The organism is Spirillospora sp. NPDC052242 (assembly GCF_040679555.1).
Lineage (GTDB): Bacteria > Actinomycetota > Actinomycetes > Streptosporangiales > Streptosporangiaceae > Spirillospora.
In genome coordinates this window covers 25,729-50,589 of sequence record NZ_JBFAUZ010000064.1, presented here as the reverse complement: position 1 = coordinate 50,589, position 24,861 = coordinate 25,729, and the positions used below count along the sequence as shown (strand labels likewise).

The following is a 24,861-nucleotide window of genomic DNA, read 5'->3' as shown; positions in this document are numbered from 1 at the left end:
CGTGGCGGGACGGGTCCCGCCACGGGCCGCGAGCGGGGGTCAGGAACGGGTGATCTCGACGTTGTCGATCGCGCCCTCGACGAGGCTGGCGGTGGACGCGTCGGCGGCCTGGACGACGATGCGGACGGTCTGGCCCGCGTACGCCGAGAGGTCGTGCGTCGCCGTCTGCCAGGTCCCGGTGCGGTTCGCGGCCGCCCCGGTCTGGTTCAGCACCGTCGTGGAGCCGTTCGGGCCGACGACCGAGACCCGCAGGTGGTCGGTGGACGCGCTGTTGTTCAGGTGCGCGAAGTACCAGTCGAACGTCAGCGTGAGGGTGCCGGAGGGGAGGGCGATCGCGGGCGACCGGACGGACGTGACGCCGCCGTCGACGTCGCCCGAGCCCGCTTCGGTCCCGGCGGCGGCGCCGGTGACCAGGTCGTTCGACCCGCCGGCCGCGCCGAGCTGGAGGTTCACGCCCGACCAGGTCGTCGGCTGCGGGGCGCCGCGCTCGAACGTGCCGGACGTCGCGGTGTCGGTGCCGTCCGGGTCGACGGTCCAGCCCCGGTCGGTCTCGAAGTCGTCGGCGAACACGGCGCCGCCGGGCCCGCCCTCGCCGACCGTGAGCGTGAACGTCGCGGTGCGCTCGATCGCCGTGCCCTGCCCGAGGACGGTGATCCGGTACGTCCCGTCCGGGGTGCCGGCGGGGATCGACACGGTCATCGTGGACGACTGCCCGGACGTCACCGCGGCCGGTGCGAACGTCGCGGTCGGGCCGGACGGGGCGCTCGTCGCCGACAGCGCGACCCGCTGGGCGCTCCCGCCGGTCGTCGCGGTGGTCACGGTCGCGGTGGCGGTGCCGCCGGGCTCGCCGGTGGCGGTGCCGGGGTTGATCGCCAGCGAGAAGTCGTTCTGCTGCGTGCCGCAGGACGCCTCACCGGACTGCTGCGGCACGTCCACCGCGCTCCACGCCGCCTTCACCGCGTTGCACTCGGCGGGGGAGCCGGGGAAGAGCTGCAGGGCGGCGTTGACGGTCTCGACGCGCGCGCGGGCGTGCGTCCAGGAGAAGGTCTTGCGGTTGAGGCCGCCCATGAAGATCTGCCCGGCCTTCTCGATGCCGATCCCGGTGACGGACGAACCGTCGCACGTCGGGCTGCTCGGCCCGTCCGACGGGTTCGAGCCCTCGGCCAGCAGGTAGAACCAGTGGTTCTGCGGGCCCGCCGCCGCGTGCACCTCGGTGTTCGGGATGGACGACGAGTAGCAGTTCGGGTGCCCCTTGGCCTGCGGGTCGTACATGTTCCGGATCGGGCCCGACCCGACGAGGTCGACCTCCTCGCCGACGAGGTAGTCGGGCGGGTCGTGGGTCGCGGACTCGGCGGCGTAGTGCTCGGTGAGCGCGCCGAAGATGTCGCCCGCCGACTCGTTCAGCCCGCCCTTCTCGTTCCCGCCGCCGCCGGAGCCGCCCGGCGTCTCCTGGAAGATCGCGTGGCCGAACTCGTGGGCGACGACGTCGAACGGGGTGGCCTGCCGGGTGCCCGCCTGGTTGCGGCCGAAGTTGGTGTAGGAGCCGTTCCAGTAGGCGTTGGCCTGGTTGAGGCCGACCCGGATCGGGAACCCGCCGCCCGAGCCGTCGATGCCGTCGCGCCCGAGCCAGGAGCCGAGCATGTCCCATTCCTTCTGGACGGCGTACAGGGCGTCGACGCACGCGGTCTCGAGGTCGGTGCCGCTCCCGTTGCCCCAGGCGCTGTCGGTGCCGGTGTAGGTGCCGCCGTTCTGCCCGCCGCACCGGATGCCGGGCCGCTGCGGGTCCGTCATCTGCTGCGCGGCGGTGCTGATGTCGACGGTGCCGTGGTAGTGGCTGCGGTCGTCGGCGACGTCGCGGACGTCGTCCCACGAGCCCGCGACCTTCCCGGTGCGGGCGTCCACCAGCACGTGCAGCCGGGTGGGCGCGCCGCCGTCGGTGCCGGTGACGACGGTCTCGTAGACGAGCCGTCCCGAGCCGTCGGCGAGCACCAGCAGGCGCGGTTCGGACGTCCGCGCGGGGTCGTCCACGCGCGCCCGGGAGATCGTCGCGGCCCGCTCGGCGGGGACGTCCGGCTTCGTGGCGACGTCGAGGCGCCGCTCCTGCCCGACGGACGTGCTGAGCACCCCGCCGGTCCGGTTGGTGGTGACGACGAAGTCGCCGCCCAGCACGGGCAGGCCCTTGTAGACGCGCTCGTACGCGACGTGCTGCAGGCCGTTCTGCCCGGACGTGACGCCGCGCCGCACGACGCGTTCGTCCGGTGACGTGCGGAACTCCGCGGGTTTCGCGGCGACGAGGCGGTCGGCGGACGCGGCGGCGAGGGCGCGCGGGTCGGGCTGCGGCGCCGCCGGTGCGGTGCGGGTGGCACCTGTGGCGGGGGCGGAAATCGCCACGGCGAGGCCGACGGCGAGCGCCGCCGCCCCGAACGCGGTCTGGTGTCTCACGGGGGTGCTCCTTCCAGGGGCCGTCGAGGGCCCGCCGGGTCCTTGTGGGACGGGCGGCGCCCGCGTCGGCGGGGGATGGGGGTCTCATCCGGATGAGCTGTCCGAAGTGCACTCCGAAAGATGAAAGGTGTCAATGAATCCACATGTCGTTGGATTTCAATGTGTATTGAGTGCGGCCATGAATGTCTGGAAAGCCGCTGGTCGATCGGCGTCGGCGAAGAGGCGGCGGGAAACCCGGTGCGTTCGGTCCCCGCCGCGCGATAGAACGGTGAAGGCCGAATCCCGACCGAATGTGCGACGCGAACCACGACGAAGGCGGTGCCGATGCGCGCGACCCTGCGCAGGGTGGCCCGGGACGTCCGCTGGCTGCGGCAGCTCGACGCGTACGCGATCTCGGCGCTCGCCCTGGTCCTGGCCGTGCTGACCGTGATCGGCGACGTCGTCTCCGACGACGTGCGGTGGGCGGTGGCGCTCGCCGCGCTCGCGGCGCTCGTCTACCGCAGCACGCTGCCCGGCCCGTCCATGAGCGCCGCCGACACGATGCTCGGCGACCGCAACTCCCTCGCCGAGCTGGACGTCGCCGGGCGGCTGCGCCGCGCCCGCACCGTGTGGCTGTACGCGCCGTCCGGGGTCAACTTCCTCACCCCCGAGCGCTGCGAGGCGCTCCGCACCGGGGTGCTCGCCCGCCGGGACGGCCGGGTCCGGATCGTCGTGCTCGACCCGGAGCGGGAGGCGGCCGTCGCGATGGCCACCTGGCAGCTCGACGACTCGCGGTTCTTCCCGCTCCAGTACATGGGGCCGTCGCTGCGCGCCGTCCTCGACCGCCTGCGCGCCATGCGCGGCTGGCACGTCGCGGGCGCGTTCCGGTACCGGCTGCTGGCCTACAACCCGGGGTTCAGCCTGCTGATCATCGACCCGGAGTCCGCCGACGGCCTCGTCATCGCGGAGATGCACGGCTTCGGCGGCGAGTCGACCGCGTCCCGCATGCACGTCCGCATCGCCCGCGACGAGTCCGAACGCTGGTTCACGTTCTGGGTCGACCAGTTCCGTTCCCTGTGGCAGGCGGCCCGCACCGAGACCCCCGAGGACGGCGTCCCCGGCGGCGACGCGAGGGGCGCCGCCGGCGGCCCGAGCGAGGCGAACGGCCCGGGCGGCGGTGCGGGGGACGCCTCCAGGGGCACCCCGGGCGGCGGCTCAGGGGAAGCGGAGGGGCCGGGAGAAGCGGCCGGAGCGGCGGGGGTCGGAGGCCCGGCCACGTGACCGCCCGAGACCGTGCGGGAGGGCTTGGTACGGGAGGGGCCGATGCGGGACGGGGCGGGGTGGGTCAGCTGCGGGAGGAGATGCGGCGTTCCAGATCGTCGGCGGCGCCGGTCTGGTACGGGAGCAGGCCCGGGTCGCTGACCCGGCGGGTCTCGCGCAGCAGCTCCAGGGCCTCCTCCGGGCGGCCGCGCAGGAGCTCGGTCTCGCCGCCGCGCAGGTACGTCCGCGCGTTGCGCGGGTTGGCCTCGATGGCGGCGCGCAGCTCCTCGGCCGCCTCGTCGTTGCGGCCGAGCTGCGCCAGCGCGAGCGCGCGCGCGGAGCGCAGGTCCTCCAGGCGGGCCGGGTCGGGCCCGAGCGCGATGACCCGCTCCAGGTCGCTCATCGCCTCGCGCGGCTGCCGCAGCTCCGCCAGCAGCTCGCCGCGCGCCGCGAGCGCCGACACGTTGCCCGGGTCGTGCTGCAGGATCCGCTCGTAGGCGGTCCGGGCGTCCGAGAGGCGGCCGAGATGCCACAGGGCGCGGGCGTACCCCTCCAGCGAGTCCAGGTCGGACGGCTGCCGCCGCACCGCCTGCTCGTACTCGATGAACGCGTCCTCCACCCGTCCCCGCGCCAGCAGCACGTCGCCGAGGCCGGTCAGCACCCGGGCGACCGCCGCGCCGTCCCGCAGCGCCTCGTACACCCCGATGGCCGCGCCGAAGTGCGTCCGCGCCTCGTCGACGTCCCCGCGCAGCCCGGCGACCTGCCCGAGCAGGTACCGGCCCTCCGCCTCGGTGCGCCGGTCGGCGCTGCGCGCCGCGGCCTCGATCGTCTGCCGCGCCCAGTTCGCGGCGTCGCCGGTCGCGCCGACGACGAGCGCCCGGTGCGCGGCGCGCAGCCGCAGCCGCGCGTCCGGTTCCCGTTCGGCCGCGTCGGCGGGCTCGTCCGCGGCCCGGTCCGCCTGCCGGATCGCCGCGATCAGCCGGTCGTGCTGCAGCTCGTACCAGCGGGCGTTCAGCCGGTGCTCGGCGCGCAGCAGGTGCCGGGACGCCAGCGCCCGGACGACCTCGTTGCGCAGGCCCGCGGTCTCCCCGGCGCCCTCGCACACCATGCCCCGGGTGCCCATGTCGGTGATGAGGTTCCGCTCGATCCACCAGCGCAGCCCGTTCTCCGGCATGCCGTGCTCGGCGGCGACCTCCGCGACCGTCCGGGTGTAGAAGCGGGCGAGGGACCGGTCGGGGTCGCCGTGGGCGCGGACGTCCTCGGCGGTGATCGTCCGGACGGACTCGGGCAGCGCCGCCCACAGCGTCGAGCAGACGATCTGGAGCTGCACGGGTTCGACGAGCTCGTCCAGGGCCGCGGGGCCGTCGGGGCCGTCCGTCGCGCCGGACCGGTCAGGGCCGTCGGACCCGTCCGGGCCGCCGCCGGGACGCCGCGCGGCGCGCAGGTCGTTCACGAGGTACTCGGCGGCGCCGGGCGCGAACGTCCGGGACGTCCGCCGCAGCGGCCCCGTGACGGCCTTGAGCGCCGCGTCGACGGTGAGGGCGCGGACGGCGAGGCGGCGGCGCGGCGGCGGCGACAGCCGGCGCTCGAACGGCAGCAGCGCCGCGACCGCGTCCTCCCGGATGGAGATCAGCAGCCGCAGTTCGAGCTGGTCGGCGAGCGCGGCGGACAGGTCGTCGACGAAGTGGTCGCGGTGCCGCCACAGCTGCGGCGGCGCCATGAACAGCTCCTCGAACTGGTCGATCGCGACGAGGAACGGCAGCGGGTCGTCGAACTGGTCGAGGCGGCCCGCGCGGTCGCGGAAGAAGTCGCGGATCGTGAGGTCCCGCAGGGCCTCGGGGCTCGCGCTCGGGTTCCAGGACGACAGCAGCGTGAACGTGAACGGGTTCCCGCCGGCGGACGGCTCGGCGAACGGCGCGGGGAACACCCGCCCGACGGGCAGCCGGTCGACCTCGTCGCCGAGTCCGCTCAGCACCCCCGCGTTCAGCAGCGACGATTTCCCGACGCCGGACGGACCGAAAAGGATCGTCATCCGGTTCGCGAGCCACAGCGAGCGCAGATCGCGGATCTCGCGGTCGCGGCCGAAGAACAGCGGGCCGTCGGACTGGCCGAAGGCGCGGAGCCCCGGATAGGGCCCTTCCCCGGGGGGAAGGTGGGCGACGGCGCCGGGAGAAGTCACGGTGTACCCCCAGCGCGCCGATTGAGCTCGCGGAAAAAGTCTCTCGCGCTTCCCCAATATACGGACACCTTGAGATCGGCGAAATAGCGGTCGAGATACTCCTCGGCGCTGCGCCGCTGGTCGTCGGTGGCGCCGTCGGGCAGGGGCAGCATCTGCACGCTGATGTGGGAGCGCCGGTGCGTGGTGGGCAGGCCTTTGACGAGCCCTTGCAGCAGCACCTGGAACGTCCAGTCGCGGAGGCTGTAGCCGACGAACAGCAGCGGCCGCCGGGCCAGCGCCTCCTGGACGGCCGGGGGGACGAGGCTGACCCGCGCGGAGGTGTCCTCCTCCTTGTTGCGGTCCTCGATGAGGGCCACGAGGAACTGGATGTAGTCGTCCTCGGTCAGGACGAGCGACTCGGGGTGCCCGTCGTGCCCGTGCAGGTGGTAGACCACCGGCTCGTCGGCCGGGGACCCGCCGGGCGGCGGGACGAAGGCGTCCGGGTCGTAGGGGGCCCCGTCGTACCACGGGCACAGGACGCGGCGCGGCGCGCGCCCGGCGCTGCGCAGCGACCGCATCAGCAGGTCGTCGTAGTTCGTGGTCAGGTAGAGGGGGAGCGGGAAGCGGGCCAGCGCGACGTGCGGGTCGTCGGGGTCGTTGGGGGCGGTGATCCCGGTGAAGTGCCGCTGCAGGAACTCGCCCTTGACGTAGGTGAGGTCGTCCTCGAGGACGGCGACGTACCGCATGACGCGCGCCAGGTCGAAGCGGTCCTCGAAGGGGTAGTCGTACTCGGCGGCCCACCGGGCGGCGAGCGTCCCGGCCATCTCGAGGGTGCCGTGGCAGGCGCCGGCGCCGAGGAACGGGGCGACCTGACCGGCCTGGAGCTGCCGGATGAGCCGATCCCAGTCTCTGTCTTCCAAGCGTGTCTCCGCTGGTCGGCCGTGGGGGCGGGACGAGCCCGGCGGGGGCCCGCCCGGCCGCGGGACGTCCGGGTGGGGTGCGTCCGGTCGGGGCGTGTCCGGTCGGGGCGTGTCCGGTCGGGGGACGTCCGGCCGGATCGTTCTGCGCATCATGACAGAGCCTTCCGGGGCGCCCTAGTCGATGACCGCGTTGAAGCCGGCGGACGCGTCGTCCGGCGACGCGGACTCGGCGGCGATCCGGCACAGGCAGTCGTGCAGCACCGAGCCGGGCCGCGCGTCGAGCCGGTCGAGGGGGAGCCGGCTGAGGTCGGGCAGCCCGTGCAGCACGCCCCCTGCTTCGTGGTCGTCCATCGTCGTCACTCGTCGTCACTTCCTCGTTCGCTCCGGCGGCGTCCGGCACGTCCCGTCGTCGGAAGGGGGGAGGTCGGCCGGGCCGGCCGGTTCCGGCGCCGCGGCGAGGGCGGCGCCCGCGCCCGGCGCCCGGTCCGGCGCGGCGCCCCGGCCGCGGCGGACGCGTGCCCGCAGCGCGGCCAGCGCGTCCTCCACCCCGGGTTCGTCGCGTTCCCGCTGGCTCCGGTACAGGGTGCGGTCGCCGACGACCACGTACGCCAGCGACATGGCGAGGACGATGGGCAGCGCGAGCTCGGGGGTGCGGGTGCTCTCCAGCACCAGGACCGCGCAGCCGAACGGCGCGTGCACGATCGCGCCCAGGCAGACCGCCATGCCGACGACCACGAACGGGGCGGGCCCGCCGGTGGACGCCCCGAGGGACTCGGCGACGCGCCACACCGCGGCGCCCGCCGCGGCGCCGATCACCAGCCCGGGGCCGAACACCCCGCCGGAGCCGCCGGTGCCGATGGACAGCGACGTCGCGGCGATCTTCAGCAGGGGCAGCAGCAGGACCAGCCAGAACGACATGCCGAGCAGCGCGCCGCCGTCCAGTTCGCGCTGGACGACGCCGTAGCCGGGACCGAGCACGGCGGGCACGGCCAGCCCGAGGAGGCCGACGGCGAGGCCGCCGGCGGCGGGCGGCAGCCAGGCCGGCACCGCCCGGCGCCGGGCGCCGTCGCCGGGTTCGGTGAAGCGCTTGGTGACGGCGCCGACGCCGTGCAGCGAGAACGCGTAGCACCGGCCGAGCACGCCGCAGAGGACGCCGAGCACCGCGAACGCGACGACGTCGCGGGAGGCGAAACCGGCGGCGGGCGACACGTCGCCGAACATCGGCCCGTATCCGAGGAAGATTCCGAAGACGCCGAACGCGACGAACGACGCGGGCAGCGCCGGGGGCAGCGCCCGCCACCCGAACCCGCGCAGGAACAGCAGTTCGGCGGCCAGCAGCGCCCCGGCGAGCGGCGCCTGGAAGATCGCGCCGACGCCCGCGCCGAGCCCGGTCATGACGAGCGTGCGGGCCTGCGCGCCGGTCAGGCCCGCGCGGCGCGACAGGATCGAGCCGAGCGCGCCGCCGATCTGCGCGATGGGGCCCTCCGTCCCGCCGGAGCCGCCGGACCCGAGGGTGAGCCCCGCGGTGATCGTCTTGATCGCGGGGACCCGGCCGCGCATCCCGTTCGGGTCGGTGTGCGCGGCGTCGATCGCGGCGTCGGTGCCGTGCCCGGCGGTCTCGGGCGCGGTGCGGGCGACGATGAGGCTGGCGAGCAGCGCGCCGCCGCAGGTGATGAGCGGCAGCGCCCAGGGGCGGTCGAACCCGGTCCAGCCGTGGACGTCGCCCTCGGTGACGGTGGTGGCGGGCTCGAACCCGGCGAGGCCGCCGAGCAGCCCGTGCGTCAGCAGCCGGAGCAGCGCGACGAAGATCGCGGCGGCCAGCCCGGCCGCGCACCCGGTGACCACCGCGAGGACGAGCCAGCGCAGCGCCGCACGGGCGCGGCGGGCGCGCGGGCCGCGCGGGTCGGACGTCCGGGCGGGCGGCGGTGGCGCCGCGGGAGCCCCCGGCTCCGGCTTGGCGGGTTCGGTCAACGTTCCTCCGCACGGACGGACGACGGAGCGCGGACGTTCGCGCCGTCGTGCGGCGGCCCGGGACGGGAGCAGCGGTGACCCGCGGGCGAGCGGCCGGCCGTACGGTCCGCCGACCGGACCTTCCCCGCGGCGGGGCCGACTCCGTTTCCGCCGATGTTTCCGTCGATGTTTCCGCCGATGTCGAGTCGTGTCGCTCGCGCTGTCGTCGTCGACGTGGTCGAAGCCAAAATAACCGTCCCGTCCGGACCGGTGCCATATCTCTGGCGGACACCGGCCACTGGCTTGCGGAGCCGCGGTTCCATGACGAAAATGACAGGATCGCGGTAGGGGGCTCGGCAATTACGGACATGCCATTATTGCCCGTTATGCTCCCCGCCGCTCGCCGATCACGATTCGATCATAGTCGCGCACGAAGATCATTGGCGTGGGGCGGCCGATGGAACGTTCCCTCGTCCGATTCGTTCCCCCGATGTCGCCCATCGGACAGAACTTCGGCGTCATCGGGCACAGAAAATTCACACGCCGGAAGATAGGCTGGATGAGAAAAGCAATGCTCACCGCCCTTTCGTTTCCGTCTCCCCCGGAGGCCACATGTCTGCGACAGGCGGGCAGCCTGAGATCTGGGGTTCCGTCCCCATGCGCAACCCCCACTTCACGGGGCGCGAGAGCACGCTCGATCGGCTGCACCGGGAGCTGTCCGGCTCCGCGGACGGGACGTTCGTCCTGCAGGCCCTCCAGGGGCTGGGCGGCATCGGCAAGACCCAGCTCGCCACCGAGTACGCCCACCGGTTCGCCTCCGACTACGACGTCGTGTGGTGGGTGCCCGCCGAGAGCGAGCTCGTCGCCCGCGCGTCGCTGGCCGCGCTCGCCGAGGAACTCGGCGTCGGCGGCGCCGACAGCGCCGTCGCGGTCCGCAACGTGCTCGACAGCCTGCGGCTCGGCCGCCCGTACCCGCGCTGGCTGCTGATCTACGACAACGCCGTCGGCCCGGACGAGATCGCCGACTTCCTGCCGTCCGGCGGCGGGCACGTCCTCATCACCTCGCGCAGCACCCAGTGGCGGCACGGGGCCCGCAACCTCGACATCGACGTGTTCGACCGCGCGGAGAGCACCGCCTTCCTCACGCAGCGCGTCGCCGGGCTGGGCGGCGGCGACGCCGACCAGATCGCCGAGGCGCTCGGCGATCTGCCGCTCGCCCTCGAGCAGGCCGCAGCGTTCCAGGCGGAGACCGGCATCTCCGCCGAGACCCTGCTGCGCGAGCTCCGCGAACGCGCGCGGGAGCTGTTCGACGTCTTCAACGAGAACCCGCCCGTCGGCTACCCGCTGACGCTCGCGACCGTCTGGGCGACGTCCGTCCTGCGGCTGCGCCGGCAGAGCCCGGACGCCATGGCGCTGCTCGACCGGCTGGCCCTGTTCGGCCCCGAGCCGATCCCGCTCGAGACGTTCACCGAGGCCCGGCGCGTCCTCGGCGGCGACTTCGGCGCGATCCTCACCGACACGCTGCGCCTCCAGCGCGCGCTGCGCCACCTCGGCCGGTACTCGCTGGCCCGCGTCGACACCGTCCGCAACACCATCCAGGTGCACCGCCTCATCCAGGCCGTCACCCGCGCGGAACTCGGCGGCGAGGCGTGCGACGCGGCCCGGCTCGACGTCCACGTCCTGCTCAGCGCCCGCGCGCCGATCGACGTCGACGACCCCGACAACTGGTCCGTCTACGAGGGGCTGCTCGGGCACGTCCTGGAGTCCAGGGTCGTCGAGTGCGCGCAGCCGGAGGTCCGCCGGTTCTGCGTGCGCTTCGCCCGGTACCTGTACGTCCGCGGCGACTACGAGGGCTCCCGCGCGTTCGCCGAGAGCGCCATCGGGCACTGGACGCGCCACCCGGCTCCCGGCGCCGAGCCCGACACCGACGAGCACGTCCTGTCGATGCGCATGGTCCTCGGCGTGGATCTGCGGCTGCTCGGCGAGCTGCGGGCCGCCTACGAACTGGACGAGACGAACCTCGCGCGGATGACGGCGGTGTTCGGGCCCGAGCACGAGGAGACGCTCCGGCTGATGAACAGCTACGCGGGCGACCTGCGGTCCCTCGGCCGGTTCGCGGAGGCGACCGAGCACGACGAGCTGTCGCTGGAACTGCACCGCCGCGTGTTCGGCGGCGACGACCCGTGGACGCTGATGGCGGAGAACAACCTCGCCATCGACCACCGGCTGTCCGGCCGCTACGACCGCGCCCTCGAACTCGACCAGGACACGCTGGAGCGCAGGCTCCGCGTGTACGGCCGCCCGACGAACCACTGGGTGCTGTTCACCCGCAACCAGATCAACCGCGACCTGCGCGAGCTCGGCGAGTACGAGCGGTCGGTGCGGCGGCAGCGGGAGGTCGTCGCCGACTACGAGCAGGCGCTCGGCCCCGAGCACCCGAACCTGCTGCGCGCCCGCAAGAACCTGTCGGTGTCGCTGCGCAAGTCCGGCCGGTTCGCCGAGGCCCGCGAGCTGGCCGAGCAGGTGAGCGAGCACTACGAGCGGCGGTTCAGCCCCACCCACCTCGACACGCTCGCCGCCCGCTGCAACCTCGTCAACGACCTGCGGGTGACGGGCGAGCTGGAGGAGGCCCGCACGCTGGGCGAGGAGACGCGCAAGCGCTTCGCGGAGACGCTCGGCGCCGACCACCCGTTCACGCACGGCTGCGCGGTCAACCTCGCGGTCGTCCTGCGCCGGCTGGGCCGGCACACCGAGGCCGCCGAGCTGAACGAGCGGGCGTGGCGGACGTTGTCGGACGCCATCGGCGCCGAGAACGACTACACGCTCATCGCGCTGGCGAACCTCGCGAGCGACCGCGCCGCCGCCGGCGACTTCGCGGGCGCCGCCGAGCTGGGCGGCCGGGCCCTCGCCGGGTTCCTCGCCACGTTCGGCCCCGACCATCCGCTGACGCTCCAGTGCGCGGTGAACCTGACCGCCGACGTCGCCGCCGCCGGCCGGACCGGGGACGGCGGCGCCGCCGGCGTGCCCGTGCCGGACGGCGACCCGGTGCGGCGGCTCGCCGAACGCCTCGGCGCCGACCACCCGGTCGCGCGGGCCGCCGCCCGCGGCGACCGCCTCGACTTCGACTTCGAACCCCCGCCCGTCTGACGACCCGTCCGCCCCGCCCGGCGGTGCGGGGGTGGGTCAGGGGGCGGGTCAGGGGGCGATGCGTCGGGCGAGCCAGGCCAGGGCCATCGGGTAGCGGTAGTCGATGCCGCCGTGCCCGGCGTCGAACAGCTCGAAGCGGACGACGTCGTCGGCGACGCCCGCGTCCCGCAGGGCGGCCCGGAACGCCTCGGCGCCGACGTCGAGGTACCACTCGTCGCGGGTGCCGCCGTCGATCCAGATCGCGCGCTGCGAGCGGAGCGCGTCCGCGTGGGCTGGGACCATCCGCACCGGGTCCCAGGCGAGCCACCGCTCCCACACGTCCTGCCGGACGACGCCGGTGACCGGGTCGAACGGCAGCTCGGGGGTGCCGTCCTCGCGGGCCGAGTAGCAGACCGCCATGCCGAGGATGTTCAGCAGCTCCATGTCCTCGGGCTCGGTGAACGCGACGCGGGCGTTGAAGGCGTCCCACCAGCGCATGATGTCGCCGTCGTACTTGCGCAGGTGCCGCACGCACTTCGGGAACTCGGTGAGGTAGCAGTACTCGAACAGCGCGTCGCCCGCGTGGGTGGCGAGGGCGCCGAACAGGTCGGGGCGCAGCATCGGGGTGACCATCGCGCCGTAGCCGCCGCTCGACTTGCCGCTGATGGCGCGGTGCCCGGGCGCGTCGAGCGTCCGGTAGCGCGCGTCGACCCACGGGACGACCTCGTCGCAGATGTACGAGTGGTAGCGGCCGGTACCGGGGGAGTCGATGAACTGGCTGCCGCCGTGCGCGGTCCAGGCGTCCACGAAGACGACGATCGCGGGCGGGGCCTCGCCGCTCGCGAACACCGCGTCGGCGGTCTCGGGGAACGTCCGCCGGTACGGCATGCGGTTCCGCCAGATCCCGACGTGCCCGGTGAACCCGGTGATCACGTAGACGGACGGGTACCGGCGCTCGGGCTCGTCGTCGTACCCGGGCGGCGTGTACACCAGGACCGGACGTTCGTGCGGGTCCTTCAGCGGGTTGCCGCGCAGCAGCTCGCTGCTGACGACGTGCTCCTCCAGGCGTCCGGCGAGTTCCGCCGACCACGGCAGCATGCGCACTCCCTCGTGCAGACTGATGATCGTCTTCGAGGGTACGCGCCGGATGTCACAGATCACGGGGGCGTGTCGTCCTGCCTGTGGACGATCACCCGCGAACCAGGGGAGAACCTGATGACCGACGAGGCGAACGACAGGGCGGCACGGCTCCGCGACCTGCACCGGCCGGGCGACCCGCTCGTCCTGCCGAACGTGTGGGACGCCGCGAGCGCGCGGGTCGTCCAGGAGGCGGGGTTCCCGGCGCTCGCCACGGCCAGCGCCGCGATCGCCGCGATGCTCGGCCACCCGGACGGGGAGGGTGGGCCGGTGGACGAGATGTTCGCCGCGGCCGCACGGGTGGTGCGGGTCGCGGAGGTGCCGGTCACGGTGGACGCCGAGGCCGGGTACGGGCTGCCGCCGGTGGAGCTGGTGGAGCGGCTGCTGGCGATGGGCGCGGCGGGCTGCAACCTCGAGGACAGCCGCGGCGGCGACCTGACGGACCCGGACGAGCAGGCCGCGTACCTCGCCGCGGTGCGGGAGGCGGCCGGGGACGCGCTCGTGATCAACGCGCGGGTCGACACGTTCGTCCGGCAGGCCCCGGAGCCGCTGGACGGCGCGCTGGAGCGGGGCCGCCGCTACCTGGCGGCGGGCGCGGACTGCGTCTACCCGATCATGGCGCCGGCGGAGACGGTGAAGGCGCTGGCCGAGGGGCTGCCGGGGCCGGTCAACGTGAACCAGTTCCCGGGGACTCCGCTCCGCGAGCTGGCCGAGGCGGGCGCGGCCCGCGTCTCGTACGGGCCGTTCCCGCACATGCACGCCATGGAGGCGCTGAAGGAGTTCGCCGGGCGGCTCCGCGCGGGCGAGGACCCGGCCTAGGACGGCAGGGGCGGCCGGGACGCCCGCGGCGCGCGGGCGTCCCGGGGCTTGCAAGTAACCACTTACTGCGGCACAGTGGTACGCGCAACGCACTTTCGTTTCCCCCGGGAAGTGAGGCCCCCCGAATGACCGTGACGCCGGAACAGGCGCCGCCCAAGGTCGTCACCGACGCCATCAGCGGCCTGGCCCTCGCCGCCGCCGCCGCGAACGTCGTCATGCAGCTCGCCCGCCTTCCCGTGGGGCACGGTGTCGCCAACAGCACGGTCGACAGCGGCCGGATCGACAAGCACCCGATCAAGCGCGCCCGCACCACCCTCAGCTACATCGCCGTCGCCATGCTCGGCTCCGAGGCGGAGCGGACCGCGATGCGCAGCGAGGTCAACCGCTCCCACCGGCACGTCAACGCCAGGGAACCCGTCAAGTACAACGCCTTCGACCGGGACCTGCAGCTCTGGGTCGCCGCGTGCCTCTACATGGGCACCGAGGACATCTACCGGATCCTGTACGGGGAGCCGACCGACGCGCAGCGCGAGATCCTCTACCGGTACGGCGCCCGCTTCGGTACCACCCTGCAGATGACCGAGGACATGTGGCCGCCCGACCGGGAGGCGTTCCAGAAGTACTGGGACGCCTCGCTGGAAGAGATCGAGATGGACGACCTCACCCGCGGCTACCTGCGCGACCTCACGGAACTGAAGTTCCTGCCCGCGCCGTTCCCGCAGCTGTTCGGCGGCTTCAACCGGTTCCAGACGGTCGGGTTCCTGCCGCAGCCGTTCCGCGACGAACTCGGCTACCGCTGGACGGCCCGCGACCAGGCCCGCTTCGACCGGCTCATGCGCGTCCTCGGCCGGGTCAACCGCGCCCTGCCGCGCCCCGCCCGCGAGTTCCCGTTCAACGTCTACCTGTGGGACGTGCGCCGCCGCATCCGGGGCGGCCTCGCGATCGTCTGACGCTCCCACCCCGAGCCGGGGACCCGCGGCGTCCGGCATCCGCGCCCGCCGGACGCCGCGGGTCCCCTTCGTTCGGTTCGTTCGCTTCGGCCGCTTCGGTCGGTTCGTTCGGTTCGGTCGCTTCGGCCGCCGGTCAGCGCAGGGGCGCGAAGAACGCGCGGACGTCGCCGGCGAGCGCGTCCGGTTCCTCCATCGCGAGGAAGTGCCCGCCCTTGCCGAGCTCGGTCCAGCGGACGACGTCGTGGTCGCGCTCGGCCCACGGCCGGATCGTCACGTCGTGGGCCGAGACGAGCACGCCGGTCGGCACCTTCCCCCGCTCGGGCGCCCAGCCCCCGGACGCCCCGTCGCCCCGGTCGCCGTCCGAACCGCCGTCCCAGTCGCCGTCCGCGCCGCCGTCCGACCACGCGTTCGCGGACATCTCCTCGTAGTACACCTGCGCCGCCGACGCCGCCGTGCCCGTCAGCCAGTACAGCGACACGGTCGTCAGGATGCGGTCGCGGTCGATGGCGTCCTCGGGGAGCCCGTCCTCGGGCTCGGTCAGCTCCTTGAACTTCTCCACGATCCACGCGAGCTGCCCGGACGGCGAGTCGTGCAGGCCGTACCCGACCGTCTGCGGGCGCTTCGAGTTGCACTGCAGGTAGCCGTCGTTGAAGTCCTGCATCCGCCGCCACCGGTCGCGCTCGGCGTCCGACAGCCCGTCCATCTCGCCCTCGACGCCCGCCGGGAACGTGATCAGCGCGTTGACGTGGACGCCGATCACCCGGTCGGGCGCCGCCTTCCCCAGCTCCGGCGCGACCCACGAACCGGTGTCGTAGCCGTGGACGCCGTACCGTCCGTACCCGAGCCGGTCCATCAGCTCCGCGAACACCGCCGCCATCCGCGCGGCGCCCATGCCGGGCCCGGCCAGCGGCGTCGAGAACCCGAAGCCCGGCAGCGACGGGATCACCAGGTGGAACGCGGCGGACGGGTCCGCGCCGTGCGCGCGCGGATCCGACAGCGGCCCGATGACGTCGAGGAAGTCGGTGAACGCGCCCGGCCAGCCGTGCAGGAGCAGCAGCGGGACGGCGTCCGGCTCGGGCGACCGGACGTGCAGGAAGTGCACGTTCTGGCCGTCGACCACGGTCGTGAACTGGGGGTACTCGTTGAGCGCCGCCTCGTGGACGCGCCAGTCGTAGCGGGTCCGCCAGTGTTCGGCCAGGTCCCGCAGGTACCCGGCGGGGACGCCGCGGCTCCAGCCGACGCCCGGCAGCTCGTCCGGCCAGCGGGTGCGCGCGAGCCGCTCGGCCAGATCGTCCAGCGCCGCCCGGCCGATGTCGATGGTGAAAGGGCGGATCTCTCGTTCGGTCGTCATGCCGAGCACGCTAGGCAGGGGTTAGGTCGGAACCGGTCCTAACCGTCCGGCAGACTCGGCGGCGTGCCGACGACCTCCTCCGCGCGGCTGCTGAAACTGCTGTCGCTGCTCCAGACCCACCGCGACCGGTCGGGCGCCGAACTCGCCGGACGCCTCGGCGTGACGCCCCGCACCGTCCGCCGGGACGTCGACCGGCTGCGGGAACTCGGCTACCCGGTGCACGCGGCGCGCGGCACCGCCGGGTACCGGCTCGGCGCCGGGTCGGCCCTGCCGCCGCTGCTGCTCGACGACGACGAGGCCGTCGCCGTCGCCGTCGGGCTCCGCACGGCCGGCACCGTCGCCGGGATCGAGGAGACGGCGCTGCGGGCGCTCGCCAAGCTCGAACGCGTCCTGCCCGCGCGGCTGCGGTACCGGATCGGCGCGCTGAACGCGGCGACCGTCCGGACGGGCGCCGCGCCCGGCCCCGCCGTCGATCCCGGCGCGCTCGTCGCGATCGCCGACGCCTGCCGCCGCCACGAGAGCCTCCGCATCGACTACCGCAGCCCCCGCGGCGGCGACACCCGCCGGACCGTCGAGCCGCACCGCCTCGTCAGCTTCGGCCGCCACTGGTACCTCGTCGCGTGGGATCCCGGACGCGACGGCTGGCGCACCTTCCGCGTCGACCGGCTCACCCCGCGCACCCCGCCCGGGCCCCGGTTCGTCCCGCGGCCCCCGCCGGACGGCGACGTCGCCGCGTACCTCGAGCGCACGCTGTCGTCCCGGGCGTGGCCGGTGCGGGCCACCGTCGTCCTGCACGTCCCGGCGGACGACGCGGCCGAGCGCGTCTGGCCCGGCATGGGCGCCGTCGAACCCGTCGACGACCGCACCTGCCGCCTGCACGTCGGCGCCGACACCTGCGACGACCTCGTATGGATGATCACCTCGGTGGGCGTCGGCTTCACGCTCGCCGACGGCCCGCCGGAGCTCGCCGACGCCCTCCGCCTCCAGGCCCGCCGCTGCCTGGACGCGCTCGGCTGACCCTCAGGGCTTGCGGACGTCCCGGCCGGCCCCGTCCCCGAGGGGATCGTCCCCGAGGGTGTCGTCCCCGGCGGTCCCGTCCCCGGCGTCGTCGCCGTTGCTCGAGGGGCGCAGCGCCAGTTCGAAGTCGCCCTGGTGCTCCCGGACGCCCGTGACGACCGCGTCCTCCAGCACCTCGACGCCCTTGCGCTGGCGCCGCATCATCGGGTCGTCCCGCAGGTCCTTCGCGAGGGCGACGCACAGGACGATCAGCACGATCGTGAACGGCAGCGACCCGATGAACGTGATGTTCTGGATGCCGTTCAACGCCTCGTCCCCGCCGATCACCAGCATGATCGCCGCGACGGCGCCGGTCACCGCGCCCCAGAAGATCACGATCCAGCGGGCGGGGTGCGTCGAGCCCCGCTGCGAGAGCGTCCCCATGACGATGGACGACACGTCCGCGCCGGACACGAAGAAGATCGCCACCAGGATCATCACCACGACCGCGGTGATGCCCGGCCACGGCAGGTCGCCCAGCACGTTGAACGTGATCGCCTCCGGCGAGCCGTCGCCGTACGGGTCGTTCCCGTCCTGCTGGTCCCTGATCGCGGCCCCGCCGAACACCGAGAACCACAGCAGGCTGACGACGCTCGGCACGACGATGACCCCGGCGACGAACTGCCGGATCGTCCGGCCGCGGCTGATGCGGGCCAGGAACATCCCGACGAACGGCGCCCACGAGATCCACCACGCCCAATAGAAGATCGTCCAGTTGGACAGGAAGTCCGCCATCGCCTGCCCGCCGGTGGCGCCCGACCGCGACGCCATCTGCCCGAAGTCCTGGATGTACACGCCCACGGACGTCGGGATCAGCTGCAGCATGAAGACGGTCGGGCCGACGAGGAAGATGAAGACCGCCAGGACGAGGGCCAGCACCATGTTGATGTTGGACAGCCACTGGACGCCCCTGGCGACGCCCGACACCGCCGACAGGATGAAGCAGATGGTCAGCACGACGATGATCAGTACGAGCACGGACGTGCCGAGCGTCTCGATCCAGCCCGCCTCCTCCATGCCGGTCCGGATCTGCAGCGCGCCGATGCCCAGCGAGGCCGCGGAGCCGAACAGCGTCGCGAACAGCGCCAGGATGTCGATGAACTTGCCCGCCGGCCCCTCGCCGCGCCCCTTCGGGAACAGCGGCGCGAACGCCGAGCTGATCAGCTGCCTGCGTCCCCGCCGGTAGTGCCCGTACCCGATCGCGAGGCCCAGCACCGCGTAGATCGACCACGGGTGCAGCGTCCAGTGGAACAGCGTGGTGGCCATGGACGTCTCGACCGCCGCCTCGCTCTGCGGCGCGTCGGTGCGCGGCGGCGGGTTGACGAAGTGCTCCAGCGGCTCGGCCATGCCGAAGAACATCAGGCCGATGCCCATGCCCGCGCTGAACATCATCGCGATCCAGGAGACGGTGCGGAACTCCGGCTCGTCGCCCTCCTTGCCGAGCGGGATCCGCCCGTACTTGCTGACCGCGAGCCAGAGGGAGAACACCACGAACCCGGTGGCCGCCAGCACGAACATCCAGCCGACGTTCGTCAGCAGCCAGTCGAGCACGTCCTGCGCGACCGTGCTCAGGTTGTCGGTCCAGAGGGACCCCCAGACGATCAGCGCGAGGGCCAGCACCGCACTGATCCCGTAAACGATCCAGTCGGTGCGCGGGCGCCCCTCGGAGCCCGGCGGCGCGCCGTGACCCGGCTCTCGGTCGGTCCCGTGATCGGTGATCCCCATGACCCAGGCTTTTCCCGAGAATCTACGTTCTCACTTGAACGCGTTGGTAAAACGTTCCCGCCCGCCGGGTCAGCCCGCCCGCGCCGGGACGTCGGCCCCGGCGCGGGCGGATCGCCGTCACGATGCCGTCACGGCGTCATTCCCACTTCAGGATGTGATCGGCCGTCTCGACGCACCGGGCGAGCCCGGCAGGATGGAGGCGTGGGCGAGATCGCGGTGCTGATCGGGTTGCAGGCGTCCGGGAAGACGACGTTCTACCGGGCGCGGCTCGCGGCGACGCACGTCCACGTGAGCAAGGACCACTTCCCGAAGGCGCGGCGCAAGCAGGCCCGGCAGATGCGGCTCGTCGCGGCGGCGCTGGAGGCCGGACGGGACGTCGCCGTCGACAACACCAACCCGTCGCCGGACGAGTGGGCGCCGCTGATCGCGGCCGGGCGCCGGTTCGGGGCGCGGGTCGTCGGCTACTGGTTCCCGCCGGACGTCGCCCTGTCGATGCGCCGCAACGCGCTGCGGCCGCCGGAAATCCGGGTGCCGGACGTCGGCGTGTATGCGACGCTCAAGCGGCTGCGCCGCCCGGCCCCCGGGGACGGGTTCGACGAGCTGTGGACGGTGCGGCCGGACGGGCGCGGCGGGTTCGCCGTCGCGCCGCCGGAAGGCGGGGCCGATGAAGTTCGACGACCTTGAGACGCGGATGCGGGCGCGGGAACGGTTCCACGCGCTGACGCTGCACCCGGGCGCGTGGGCGGTCGTCCGGGTGGACGGCCGGTCGTTCTCGAAGTACACCGAGGAACGGTTCGACAAGCCGTTCGACGCCCGGTTCTCCGCGCTGATGGCCGGTGCGGCGGAGGCGCTGCTGACCGAGCTGGGCGGACGGTACGCCTACACCGAGAGCGACGAGATCTCCGTGGTGCTCGACCCGGCGTTCGACCTGTTCGGGCGCGAGGTCGAGAAGCTGGTGTCGCTGTCGGCGGGCATCGCGACGGCCGCGTTCACGCACGCCGCCGGGGAGCCCGCCGTGTTCGACGCCCGGGTCTGGACGGGGACGGGCCTGGACGACGTCGTCGACTACCTGTCGTGGCGGCAGGCGGACGCGGCGCGGTGCGCGCTGAACGGCTGGTGCTACTGGACGCTGCGCAAGGACGGGCGCAGCCCGCGGCAGGCGACGCGGGAGCTGCACCGCACGTCGGTGTCCGACAAGAACGAGCTGCTGTTCGCGCGCGGCATCAACTTCAACGACGTCCCCGCCTGGCAGCGCCGCGGGGTCGGGCTGTGGTGGGAGACGTTCGAGAAGGCCGGGCGTGATCCGGTCGCGGGCGTCGCGGTGACGGCGGCGCGGCGGCGGGTGCGCGTCGACCGCGAACTGCCGATGCGCGACGCGTACCGCGCGTTCGTCCGGGACCTGCTGGCGCGGTGAACCGGGCCTGGCGGGACGGGCGCGCGTGCCGCAGGATGATCGACCATGGTGCGCGTTCGGCGTGACGTCCGGCTCGCCGCGCTTCCCGCGAGGCTGCCGGACGAGGTCGCGGGGCCGGTCCTGGACGCGGTCGAGGCGCTCGCGATCGGGGGCGACGGGCTCCACGCGGGCGGCGGCGTGGTCGCGGCGGCGCGGCTCGTCCAGGGGCGGCACCTCGCGGCCGGGTCCCGGTACGCGGTCGATCTCCCCGGGGTCGAGCCGAAGGGGCGGCGGCGCTCGGCGCGGTCACGGGCCGGATCGACGCGGACCTGCACGGCTGGTGGACGTCCGGTGCGCCGATCGTCCGCACGAACGTCCATGCGTTCGGCACGGAGACCCTCTCGGTGAGCCGCGCCCCCGCGGGGGACGGGTGGGCGGTCACCTTCACGGAGACGCAGGCGCTGCGGGACTGGGCGCGCCCCCTGCTCTCCGTAGCCGCCGCGCTCGTCCCGATGGAGGACGGGCTCCGCGACATGGCCGAGGGCGCCGCCGCACGCTGGAACGACGCCCTCGCCGGAGCGGGCGACGACCCGCGCGCGGCCGCCGCGACGATCGTGGACGCCGTCCTGGTGCGCGGCCTACTTGAGGACCTCCGTCTTCCGCGACTCGCCGGGGTAGACGACCAGGAGGTGCCGCTGGGCGGGGAGCGGCCATGAGTCCGGCTCGCCGCGCCCGGACACGTGCAGGCGGAGCCGGTACCGTCCGGGGCCCGCGACGGTGACGGGCGGGAGGCCGGGCGGCCCGTCCGGCTGCGTGATCACCGTCCTGCCGTCCGGGCTGTCGAACCCGACCTCGACGACCCGCTCCCAGCCGTCCAGGTCCGGAGGCGGCTCGGCGCGGTAGGCGCGGACGGTCAGGCAGACGCCGTCCTCGGTTCCGGTCGTCACCGTCGCCATCCCGCCTTCCGAGACGACCAGCTCGTCGGGCATCGAGCCGTCGTAGGACGTCCCGTCGGGGAACTCGCCGAGGTGGTAGGCGCGCATGAGCCCGCCCATGAGCACGTCGGTGTACTCCCGCACCGGACGGATTTCCGCATCCGGCGTTTTACGTTCGCAGAACGCTTCGACCTTCGCCTGTTCCCGTTCGTACTCCTCGGCGGCTTTCACCTGCGCGCGCTTCTGCTTCTGTAGCCGAACGGCGGCGACGTCCGGGCACAGGTACACGTATTGCTGCAGGGCCGGTTGCCAGGTGTAGTGGGACGGGACCTGTTCTTCGCAGGCTCGACGTCCCTCGTTGAGGAGGAACGTGTCGGATCGCCCGTCGGTGGACGTCGACAAAGGCTTCGACCCGGGGAACCGCGTGTTGTAGTCGCGCATGGCGCAGAGGTACGCGAGTTTCCGTTCGCGCTCCGGCATGTCCGCGACCGCCTGCACCCGGACCTCGTCCGGGCTTCGGAAGGGCTGTTCGGCGCGCTTGCACGCTTCCGGGCTCGACAGCGGCACCGGACGATCGCGGTCGCCGGTGGCGGTGAGGAGCGGTGCGGTGACGAGCAGCGCGGCGGCCGTCCGGGCCACGTTCGTCCCCGGCCGGTACGTCGCCGCCAGGACGAGCGCGAGGGGAACCAGGCCGTACACCTGCCAGAAGACCTGGCCTGCGCCGAACGGGTACCACCTCTCCACGCACGTCTGCCCCCAGCGCGTGACGTCGTACCCGAACAGCGCGGGTTCGGCGAGGAGGACCGGAGCCAGCAGCGCGACGGCCGTCCAGCCGACCGCCCGCCGCCGGGTCACCAGCCACACGACGAACGCGGGCAGGACGATCGCCCACGGGCTGTGCCGGAGGAGGGTGTACCCCGGCACGGACCACAGGTCGCTCCGGTGCATCCAGCCCCAGCATTCGTAGCTGCCGATGAAGGCGATGGCGACGCCTGCCGACTCGCCGCCGAAGAGCGAGTATCCCGCGGTCAGGACGAGGGGTGCCGCGCTCACCGCTGCGGCGGCGATCCACAAATTCTTTTGCGTGCGGGGGCTCCACTGCGACATGTTCGCAGGAGCGTAGAGGACGTCTACGACAGGTGGCACATGGGGGCGGGGTGGCGCTCGGCATCGAGTTCGCGAACGTGGTCGGGCGGATCGCGGGATGCGACCGCGCCATTCCGGGTGGGCTGGACGAGTTCGCGGCAGCCCGGCACAACTACATCGAGGACGCGCACCTTTTCCGCGTCGGGTTCATGAGCACCGGGGAGGCCCTCGCCCTCGCCGACGAACTGCCCGGCGGGGCCGCCGCCGTCGTGACGTCCGACGGGCCGCTGCCCGGCTGGCTGCGGCGCGGCGAGGTCGGCGGCCTGCGGGCGGTCTGGCTCGCCGGGCACGAGCCGGGGCGCGTCGTCCCGCCCCTGCAGGGCGTCCTCCTGCAAGGGCCGCCGGACCTGCGGGACGGCCTCGCCCGCGACGACGCCACGATCGTCCGGCGACGACGGGCATCGGACGACGACGCGGGGGACGGCGACGTGGACGGGCGGTACGAGGTGGTTCGGGGGGACGGGCTCGTGGACCTCGACGTCATCGGCCTCCCGAACGGCGCGTGCGTCTATCGGGCGGCGCGGCGGCGGGAGAGGAATCGTCGCTGCGGGCCGGACATCGCGCTGCTGCAGTGGCTCGACGCGACCCTGCGGAACGCGGGCGCCCGCGCATGAGGCCGTCCCCCGGGGTGGGGCTTACGAGGCGAGTCGTTCGCCCGGGCCGGGGCCCGAGCCCGCGAGTTCGGCGTCGCCGTCCGACCGGTTGATCTCCGCCCAGACGGCGTCGAGGGAGAGCCCGAGGACGGCGGCGATCGCGGCGATCGTCGGGAAGGCGGGGGTGGCCACGCGGCCGGACTCGATCTTGCGGAGGGTCTCCGGCGAGACGCCCGCGTCGAGCGCGGTGTGCAGCATCGACCTCTCTCCCCGGGCGCGCCGCAGGAGGGCGCCGAGGCGCTGCCCGCGTTCGATCTCTTCGGGAGTGAGCGGCAACCTGACCATGCCGCCGATTCTAGTACCGGGATAGTATGGCCGGGATAGTTATTGGCAAAGTCGAGGAAGGCACCGGATGATCGAGATTCTCACCCCCACCGAACTGCCGCGGGCGCGGGCCGCGGGCGCGCTCGTCGCCGACATCCTGCAGGCGATGCGGAGCCGCAGCGAGGTCGGCACGAACCTCCTGGACATCGACCGGTGGACCCGGGACATGATCGTCGAGGCGGGCGCGGAGTCGTGTTACGTCGACTACGAGCCGTCCTTCGGGCGCGGGCCGTTCGGCTACCACATCTGCACGTCGGTCAACGACGCCGTGCTGCACGGGAAGCCGCACGACTACGCGCTGGCCGACGGCGACCTGCTGTCGCTCGACCTGGCCGTGTCCCTGGACGGCGTCGTCGCGGACTCCGCCGTCAGCTTCATCGTGGGCGACGCGCGGCCGGCGGGGAGCGCCGCGATGATCGGTGCGACGGAACGCGCGCTGAGCGCGGGGATCGCCGCGGCGGGGCCGGGCGCCCGCATCGGTGACATCTCCCACGCCATCGGCGAGGTCCTCGGCGAGGCGGGCTACCCGATCAGCACCGAGTTCGGCGGGCACGGCGTCGGTTCGACGATGCACCAGGACCCGCACGTCCCGAACAAGGGGCGGCCCGGCCGCGGGTACAAGCTGCGGCCCGGCCTGCTGCTGGCCCTGGAGCCGTGGATCATGGCGGACACCGCCGAGCTCGTCACCGACGCCGACGGCTGGACGCTGCGGAGCGCGACGGGCTGCCGGACGGCGCACAGCGAGCACACGATCGTCATCACCGAGGACGGCGCCGAGATCCTCACCCTGCCGACGCGGGACTGACGCCCGCCCGGCGACCTCCCCGGCGACCTCCGCGGCGACCTCCCCGGTGACCTCCCCGGTCAGTCCGTCCGGGCCTCGCGGTCCCGGCCGTCCTCGTACAGGGCGGCGATCGAGCGTGCGACGCGGGCGCGGGCGGCGTCCGGGGCGGTGATGCCGATCAGCACGTAGTACGCGAGGCCCTCGGCGTGCGCGACCAGGTCGACGGCGGCGGCGTCGGGGTCGGTCCCGGCGGGCAGGGCGGCCCGGTCGCGGCGCAGCAGGCCGGCGACCCGCCCGTGGAACCGGGCGTACTCGTCGCGCATCCGGGCGGCGATGGCCTCGTCGGCGAGGGCCAGCGCGGTGAACGACTGGCGGACGCGCATGTGCGCGCGGGTCTCGGCGTCGTGGGCGATCAGTTCGTTGAGGACGACCGTGAGGGCGTCCCGGGGCGCGGCGTCGGCGAGGTCGCGGCCGACCTTCGCGCGGATCCGGGCGGCGCTCAGCGCGTTGCCGCGGTCGAACGCCGCCTCGACCAGCCGCTGCTTGGCGGGGAAGTAGTGCTGGACGCGTCCGGGTGAGACGCCCGCGCGCGCCGCGACCTCGGTCAGCGAGACCGCCGCCAGGCCGCGCTCGGCGACGATCGCGAGGACCGCGTCCGCGATCTCGTTCCGCCGCTCCTCGTGCCGGGCGCCGGGCCCGCGCGTCCGCCGTTCCATGCCCTCATGCTTTCCAGTGTGACCGCATCGGATTGAC

At 73.8% G+C, this 24,861-nt stretch carries 22 protein-coding genes; 11 read left to right on the top strand and 11 right to left on the bottom strand.

Going from position 1 to position 24,861, the window contains the following annotated elements; translation table 11 throughout:
- Window positions 1-39: 39 nt before the first annotated feature.
- Complete coding sequence (locus AB0L25_RS36570) at window positions 40-2,442, bottom strand: M4 family metallopeptidase (protein WP_500177661.1); 2,403 nt, start codon at window positions 2,440-2,442, stop codon at window positions 40-42.
- A 324-nt stretch (window positions 2,443-2,766) separates the two neighbouring features.
- Between AB0L25_RS36570 and AB0L25_RS36565 the strand changes: the two genes are divergently transcribed.
- Complete coding sequence (locus AB0L25_RS36565; RefSeq protein ID WP_500177660.1) at window positions 2,767-3,702, top strand: hypothetical protein; 936 nt, start codon at window positions 2,767-2,769, stop codon at window positions 3,700-3,702.
- A 64-nt stretch (window positions 3,703-3,766) separates the two neighbouring features.
- On the opposite strand, the gene AB0L25_RS36560 is transcribed toward AB0L25_RS36565, so the two are convergent.
- From AB0L25_RS36560 to AB0L25_RS36545, 4 genes are all read right to left on the bottom strand, one after another.
- Complete coding sequence (locus tag AB0L25_RS36560) at window positions 3,767-5,860, bottom strand: nSTAND1 domain-containing NTPase (protein ID WP_500177658.1); 2,094 nt, start codon at window positions 5,858-5,860, stop codon at window positions 3,767-3,769.
- A complete protein-coding gene (locus AB0L25_RS36555; RefSeq protein ID WP_500177657.1) occupies window positions 5,857-6,759 on the bottom strand; it encodes an SIR2 family NAD-dependent protein deacylase in 903 nt (300 codons plus the stop codon). The genes AB0L25_RS36560 and AB0L25_RS36555 overlap by 4 nt, the downstream gene beginning before the upstream one ends.
- Before the next feature lie 174 nt (window positions 6,760-6,933).
- Window positions 6,934-7,110, bottom strand: coding sequence for an FxSxx-COOH-like cyclophane-containing RiPP peptide (locus tag AB0L25_RS36550; RefSeq protein WP_500177662.1), 177 nt, complete (start codon window positions 7,108-7,110; stop codon window positions 6,934-6,936).
- 15 nt (window positions 7,111-7,125) lie between these two features.
- Entirely contained in the window at window positions 7,126-8,730 is a 1,605-nt protein-coding gene (locus AB0L25_RS36545) for a chloride channel protein (protein WP_500177655.1), read from the bottom strand.
- A gap of 591 nt (window positions 8,731-9,321) precedes the next feature.
- On the opposite strand from AB0L25_RS36545, the gene fxsT reads away from it, so the two are divergent.
- Window positions 9,322-11,856, top strand: coding sequence for an FxSxx-COOH system tetratricopeptide repeat protein (fxsT, locus tag AB0L25_RS36540; protein WP_500177653.1), 2,535 nt, complete (start codon window positions 9,322-9,324; stop codon window positions 11,854-11,856).
- 48 nt (window positions 11,857-11,904) lie between these two features.
- Here fxsT and AB0L25_RS36535 read toward each other — a convergent pair whose 3' ends face one another.
- Window positions 11,905-12,933 (bottom strand): alpha/beta hydrolase, encoded by a 1,029-nt coding sequence (locus AB0L25_RS36535; protein ID WP_500177652.1) that lies wholly within the window; start codon window positions 12,931-12,933, stop codon window positions 11,905-11,907.
- A 117-nt stretch (window positions 12,934-13,050) separates the two neighbouring features.
- Between AB0L25_RS36535 and AB0L25_RS36530 the strand changes: the two genes are divergently transcribed.
- Together AB0L25_RS36530 and AB0L25_RS36525 are read left to right on the top strand one after the other, a co-directional pair.
- Window positions 13,051-13,791: an isocitrate lyase/PEP mutase family protein gene (locus tag AB0L25_RS36530; RefSeq protein WP_500177650.1), complete on the top strand. Its 741-nt coding sequence runs from the start codon at window positions 13,051-13,053 to the stop codon at window positions 13,789-13,791.
- Between the two features lie 125 nt (window positions 13,792-13,916).
- A complete protein-coding gene (locus AB0L25_RS36525; protein WP_500177649.1) occupies window positions 13,917-14,741 on the top strand; it encodes an oxygenase MpaB family protein in 825 nt (274 codons plus the stop codon).
- A gap of 133 nt (window positions 14,742-14,874) precedes the next feature.
- Here the strand turns inward: AB0L25_RS36525 and AB0L25_RS36520 are convergent, their stop codons facing one another.
- Window positions 14,875-16,092, bottom strand: a complete 1,218-nt coding sequence (locus AB0L25_RS36520; protein ID WP_500177647.1) for an epoxide hydrolase family protein — start codon at window positions 16,090-16,092, stop codon at window positions 14,875-14,877.
- Between the two features lie 63 nt (window positions 16,093-16,155).
- On the opposite strand from AB0L25_RS36520, the gene AB0L25_RS36515 reads away from it, so the two are divergent.
- Window positions 16,156-17,109, top strand: coding sequence for a helix-turn-helix transcriptional regulator (locus AB0L25_RS36515; RefSeq protein WP_500177646.1), 954 nt, complete (start codon window positions 16,156-16,158; stop codon window positions 17,107-17,109).
- Window positions 17,110-17,112: 3 nt separating this feature from the next.
- On the opposite strand, the gene AB0L25_RS36510 is transcribed toward AB0L25_RS36515, so the two are convergent.
- Entirely contained in the window at window positions 17,113-18,873 is a 1,761-nt protein-coding gene (locus tag AB0L25_RS36510; RefSeq protein WP_500177645.1) for a BCCT family transporter, read from the bottom strand.
- Window positions 18,874-19,074: 201 nt separating this feature from the next.
- Here AB0L25_RS36510 and AB0L25_RS36505 point away from each other — a divergent pair, with 201 nt between their 5' ends.
- The 4 genes from AB0L25_RS36505 to AB0L25_RS36490 are packed head-to-tail and all read left to right on the top strand — an operon-like array spanning window position 19,075 to window position 20,982.
- Window positions 19,075-19,557, top strand: a complete 483-nt coding sequence (locus AB0L25_RS36505; protein WP_500177643.1) for an AAA family ATPase — start codon at window positions 19,075-19,077, stop codon at window positions 19,555-19,557.
- On the top strand, window positions 19,538-20,287 hold the full coding sequence (locus AB0L25_RS36500; RefSeq protein ID WP_500177641.1) for a tRNA(His) guanylyltransferase Thg1 family protein: 750 nt from the start codon (window positions 19,538-19,540) through the stop codon (window positions 20,285-20,287). The genes AB0L25_RS36505 and AB0L25_RS36500 overlap by 20 nt, the downstream gene beginning before the upstream one ends.
- A gap of 45 nt (window positions 20,288-20,332) precedes the next feature.
- A complete protein-coding gene (locus tag AB0L25_RS36495) occupies window positions 20,333-20,674 on the top strand; it encodes a hypothetical protein (protein ID WP_500177639.1) in 342 nt (113 codons plus the stop codon).
- Window positions 20,671-20,982, top strand: a complete 312-nt coding sequence (locus tag AB0L25_RS36490; protein WP_500177638.1) for a hypothetical protein — start codon at window positions 20,671-20,673, stop codon at window positions 20,980-20,982. The genes AB0L25_RS36495 and AB0L25_RS36490 overlap by 4 nt, the downstream gene beginning before the upstream one ends.
- On the opposite strand, the gene AB0L25_RS36485 is transcribed toward AB0L25_RS36490, so the two are convergent.
- On the bottom strand, window positions 20,905-22,254 hold the full coding sequence (locus tag AB0L25_RS36485) for a hypothetical protein (RefSeq protein WP_500177636.1): 1,350 nt from the start codon (window positions 22,252-22,254) through the stop codon (window positions 20,905-20,907). The genes AB0L25_RS36490 and AB0L25_RS36485 overlap by 78 nt on opposite strands.
- 86 nt (window positions 22,255-22,340) lie before the next feature.
- On the opposite strand from AB0L25_RS36485, the gene AB0L25_RS36480 reads away from it, so the two are divergent.
- Complete coding sequence (locus AB0L25_RS36480; protein ID WP_500177634.1) at window positions 22,341-22,961, top strand: hypothetical protein; 621 nt, start codon at window positions 22,341-22,343, stop codon at window positions 22,959-22,961.
- A gap of 21 nt (window positions 22,962-22,982) precedes the next feature.
- Here the strand turns inward: AB0L25_RS36480 and AB0L25_RS36475 are convergent, their stop codons facing one another.
- Entirely contained in the window at window positions 22,983-23,285 is a 303-nt protein-coding gene (locus AB0L25_RS36475) for a helix-turn-helix transcriptional regulator (RefSeq protein ID WP_500177632.1), read from the bottom strand.
- Window positions 23,286-23,352: 67 nt separating this feature from the next.
- On the opposite strand from AB0L25_RS36475, the gene map reads away from it, so the two are divergent.
- Window positions 23,353-24,129, top strand: coding sequence for a type I methionyl aminopeptidase (gene map, locus AB0L25_RS36470; protein ID WP_500177630.1), 777 nt, complete (start codon window positions 23,353-23,355; stop codon window positions 24,127-24,129).
- A gap of 59 nt (window positions 24,130-24,188) precedes the next feature.
- Here the strand turns inward: map and AB0L25_RS36465 are convergent, their stop codons facing one another.
- Window positions 24,189-24,824 carry a TetR/AcrR family transcriptional regulator gene (locus AB0L25_RS36465; RefSeq protein WP_500177628.1) on the bottom strand — a complete coding sequence of 212 codons (636 nt, stop codon included), beginning with the start codon at window positions 24,822-24,824 and terminating at the stop codon, window positions 24,189-24,191.
- Window positions 24,825-24,861 lie beyond the last annotated feature (37 nt).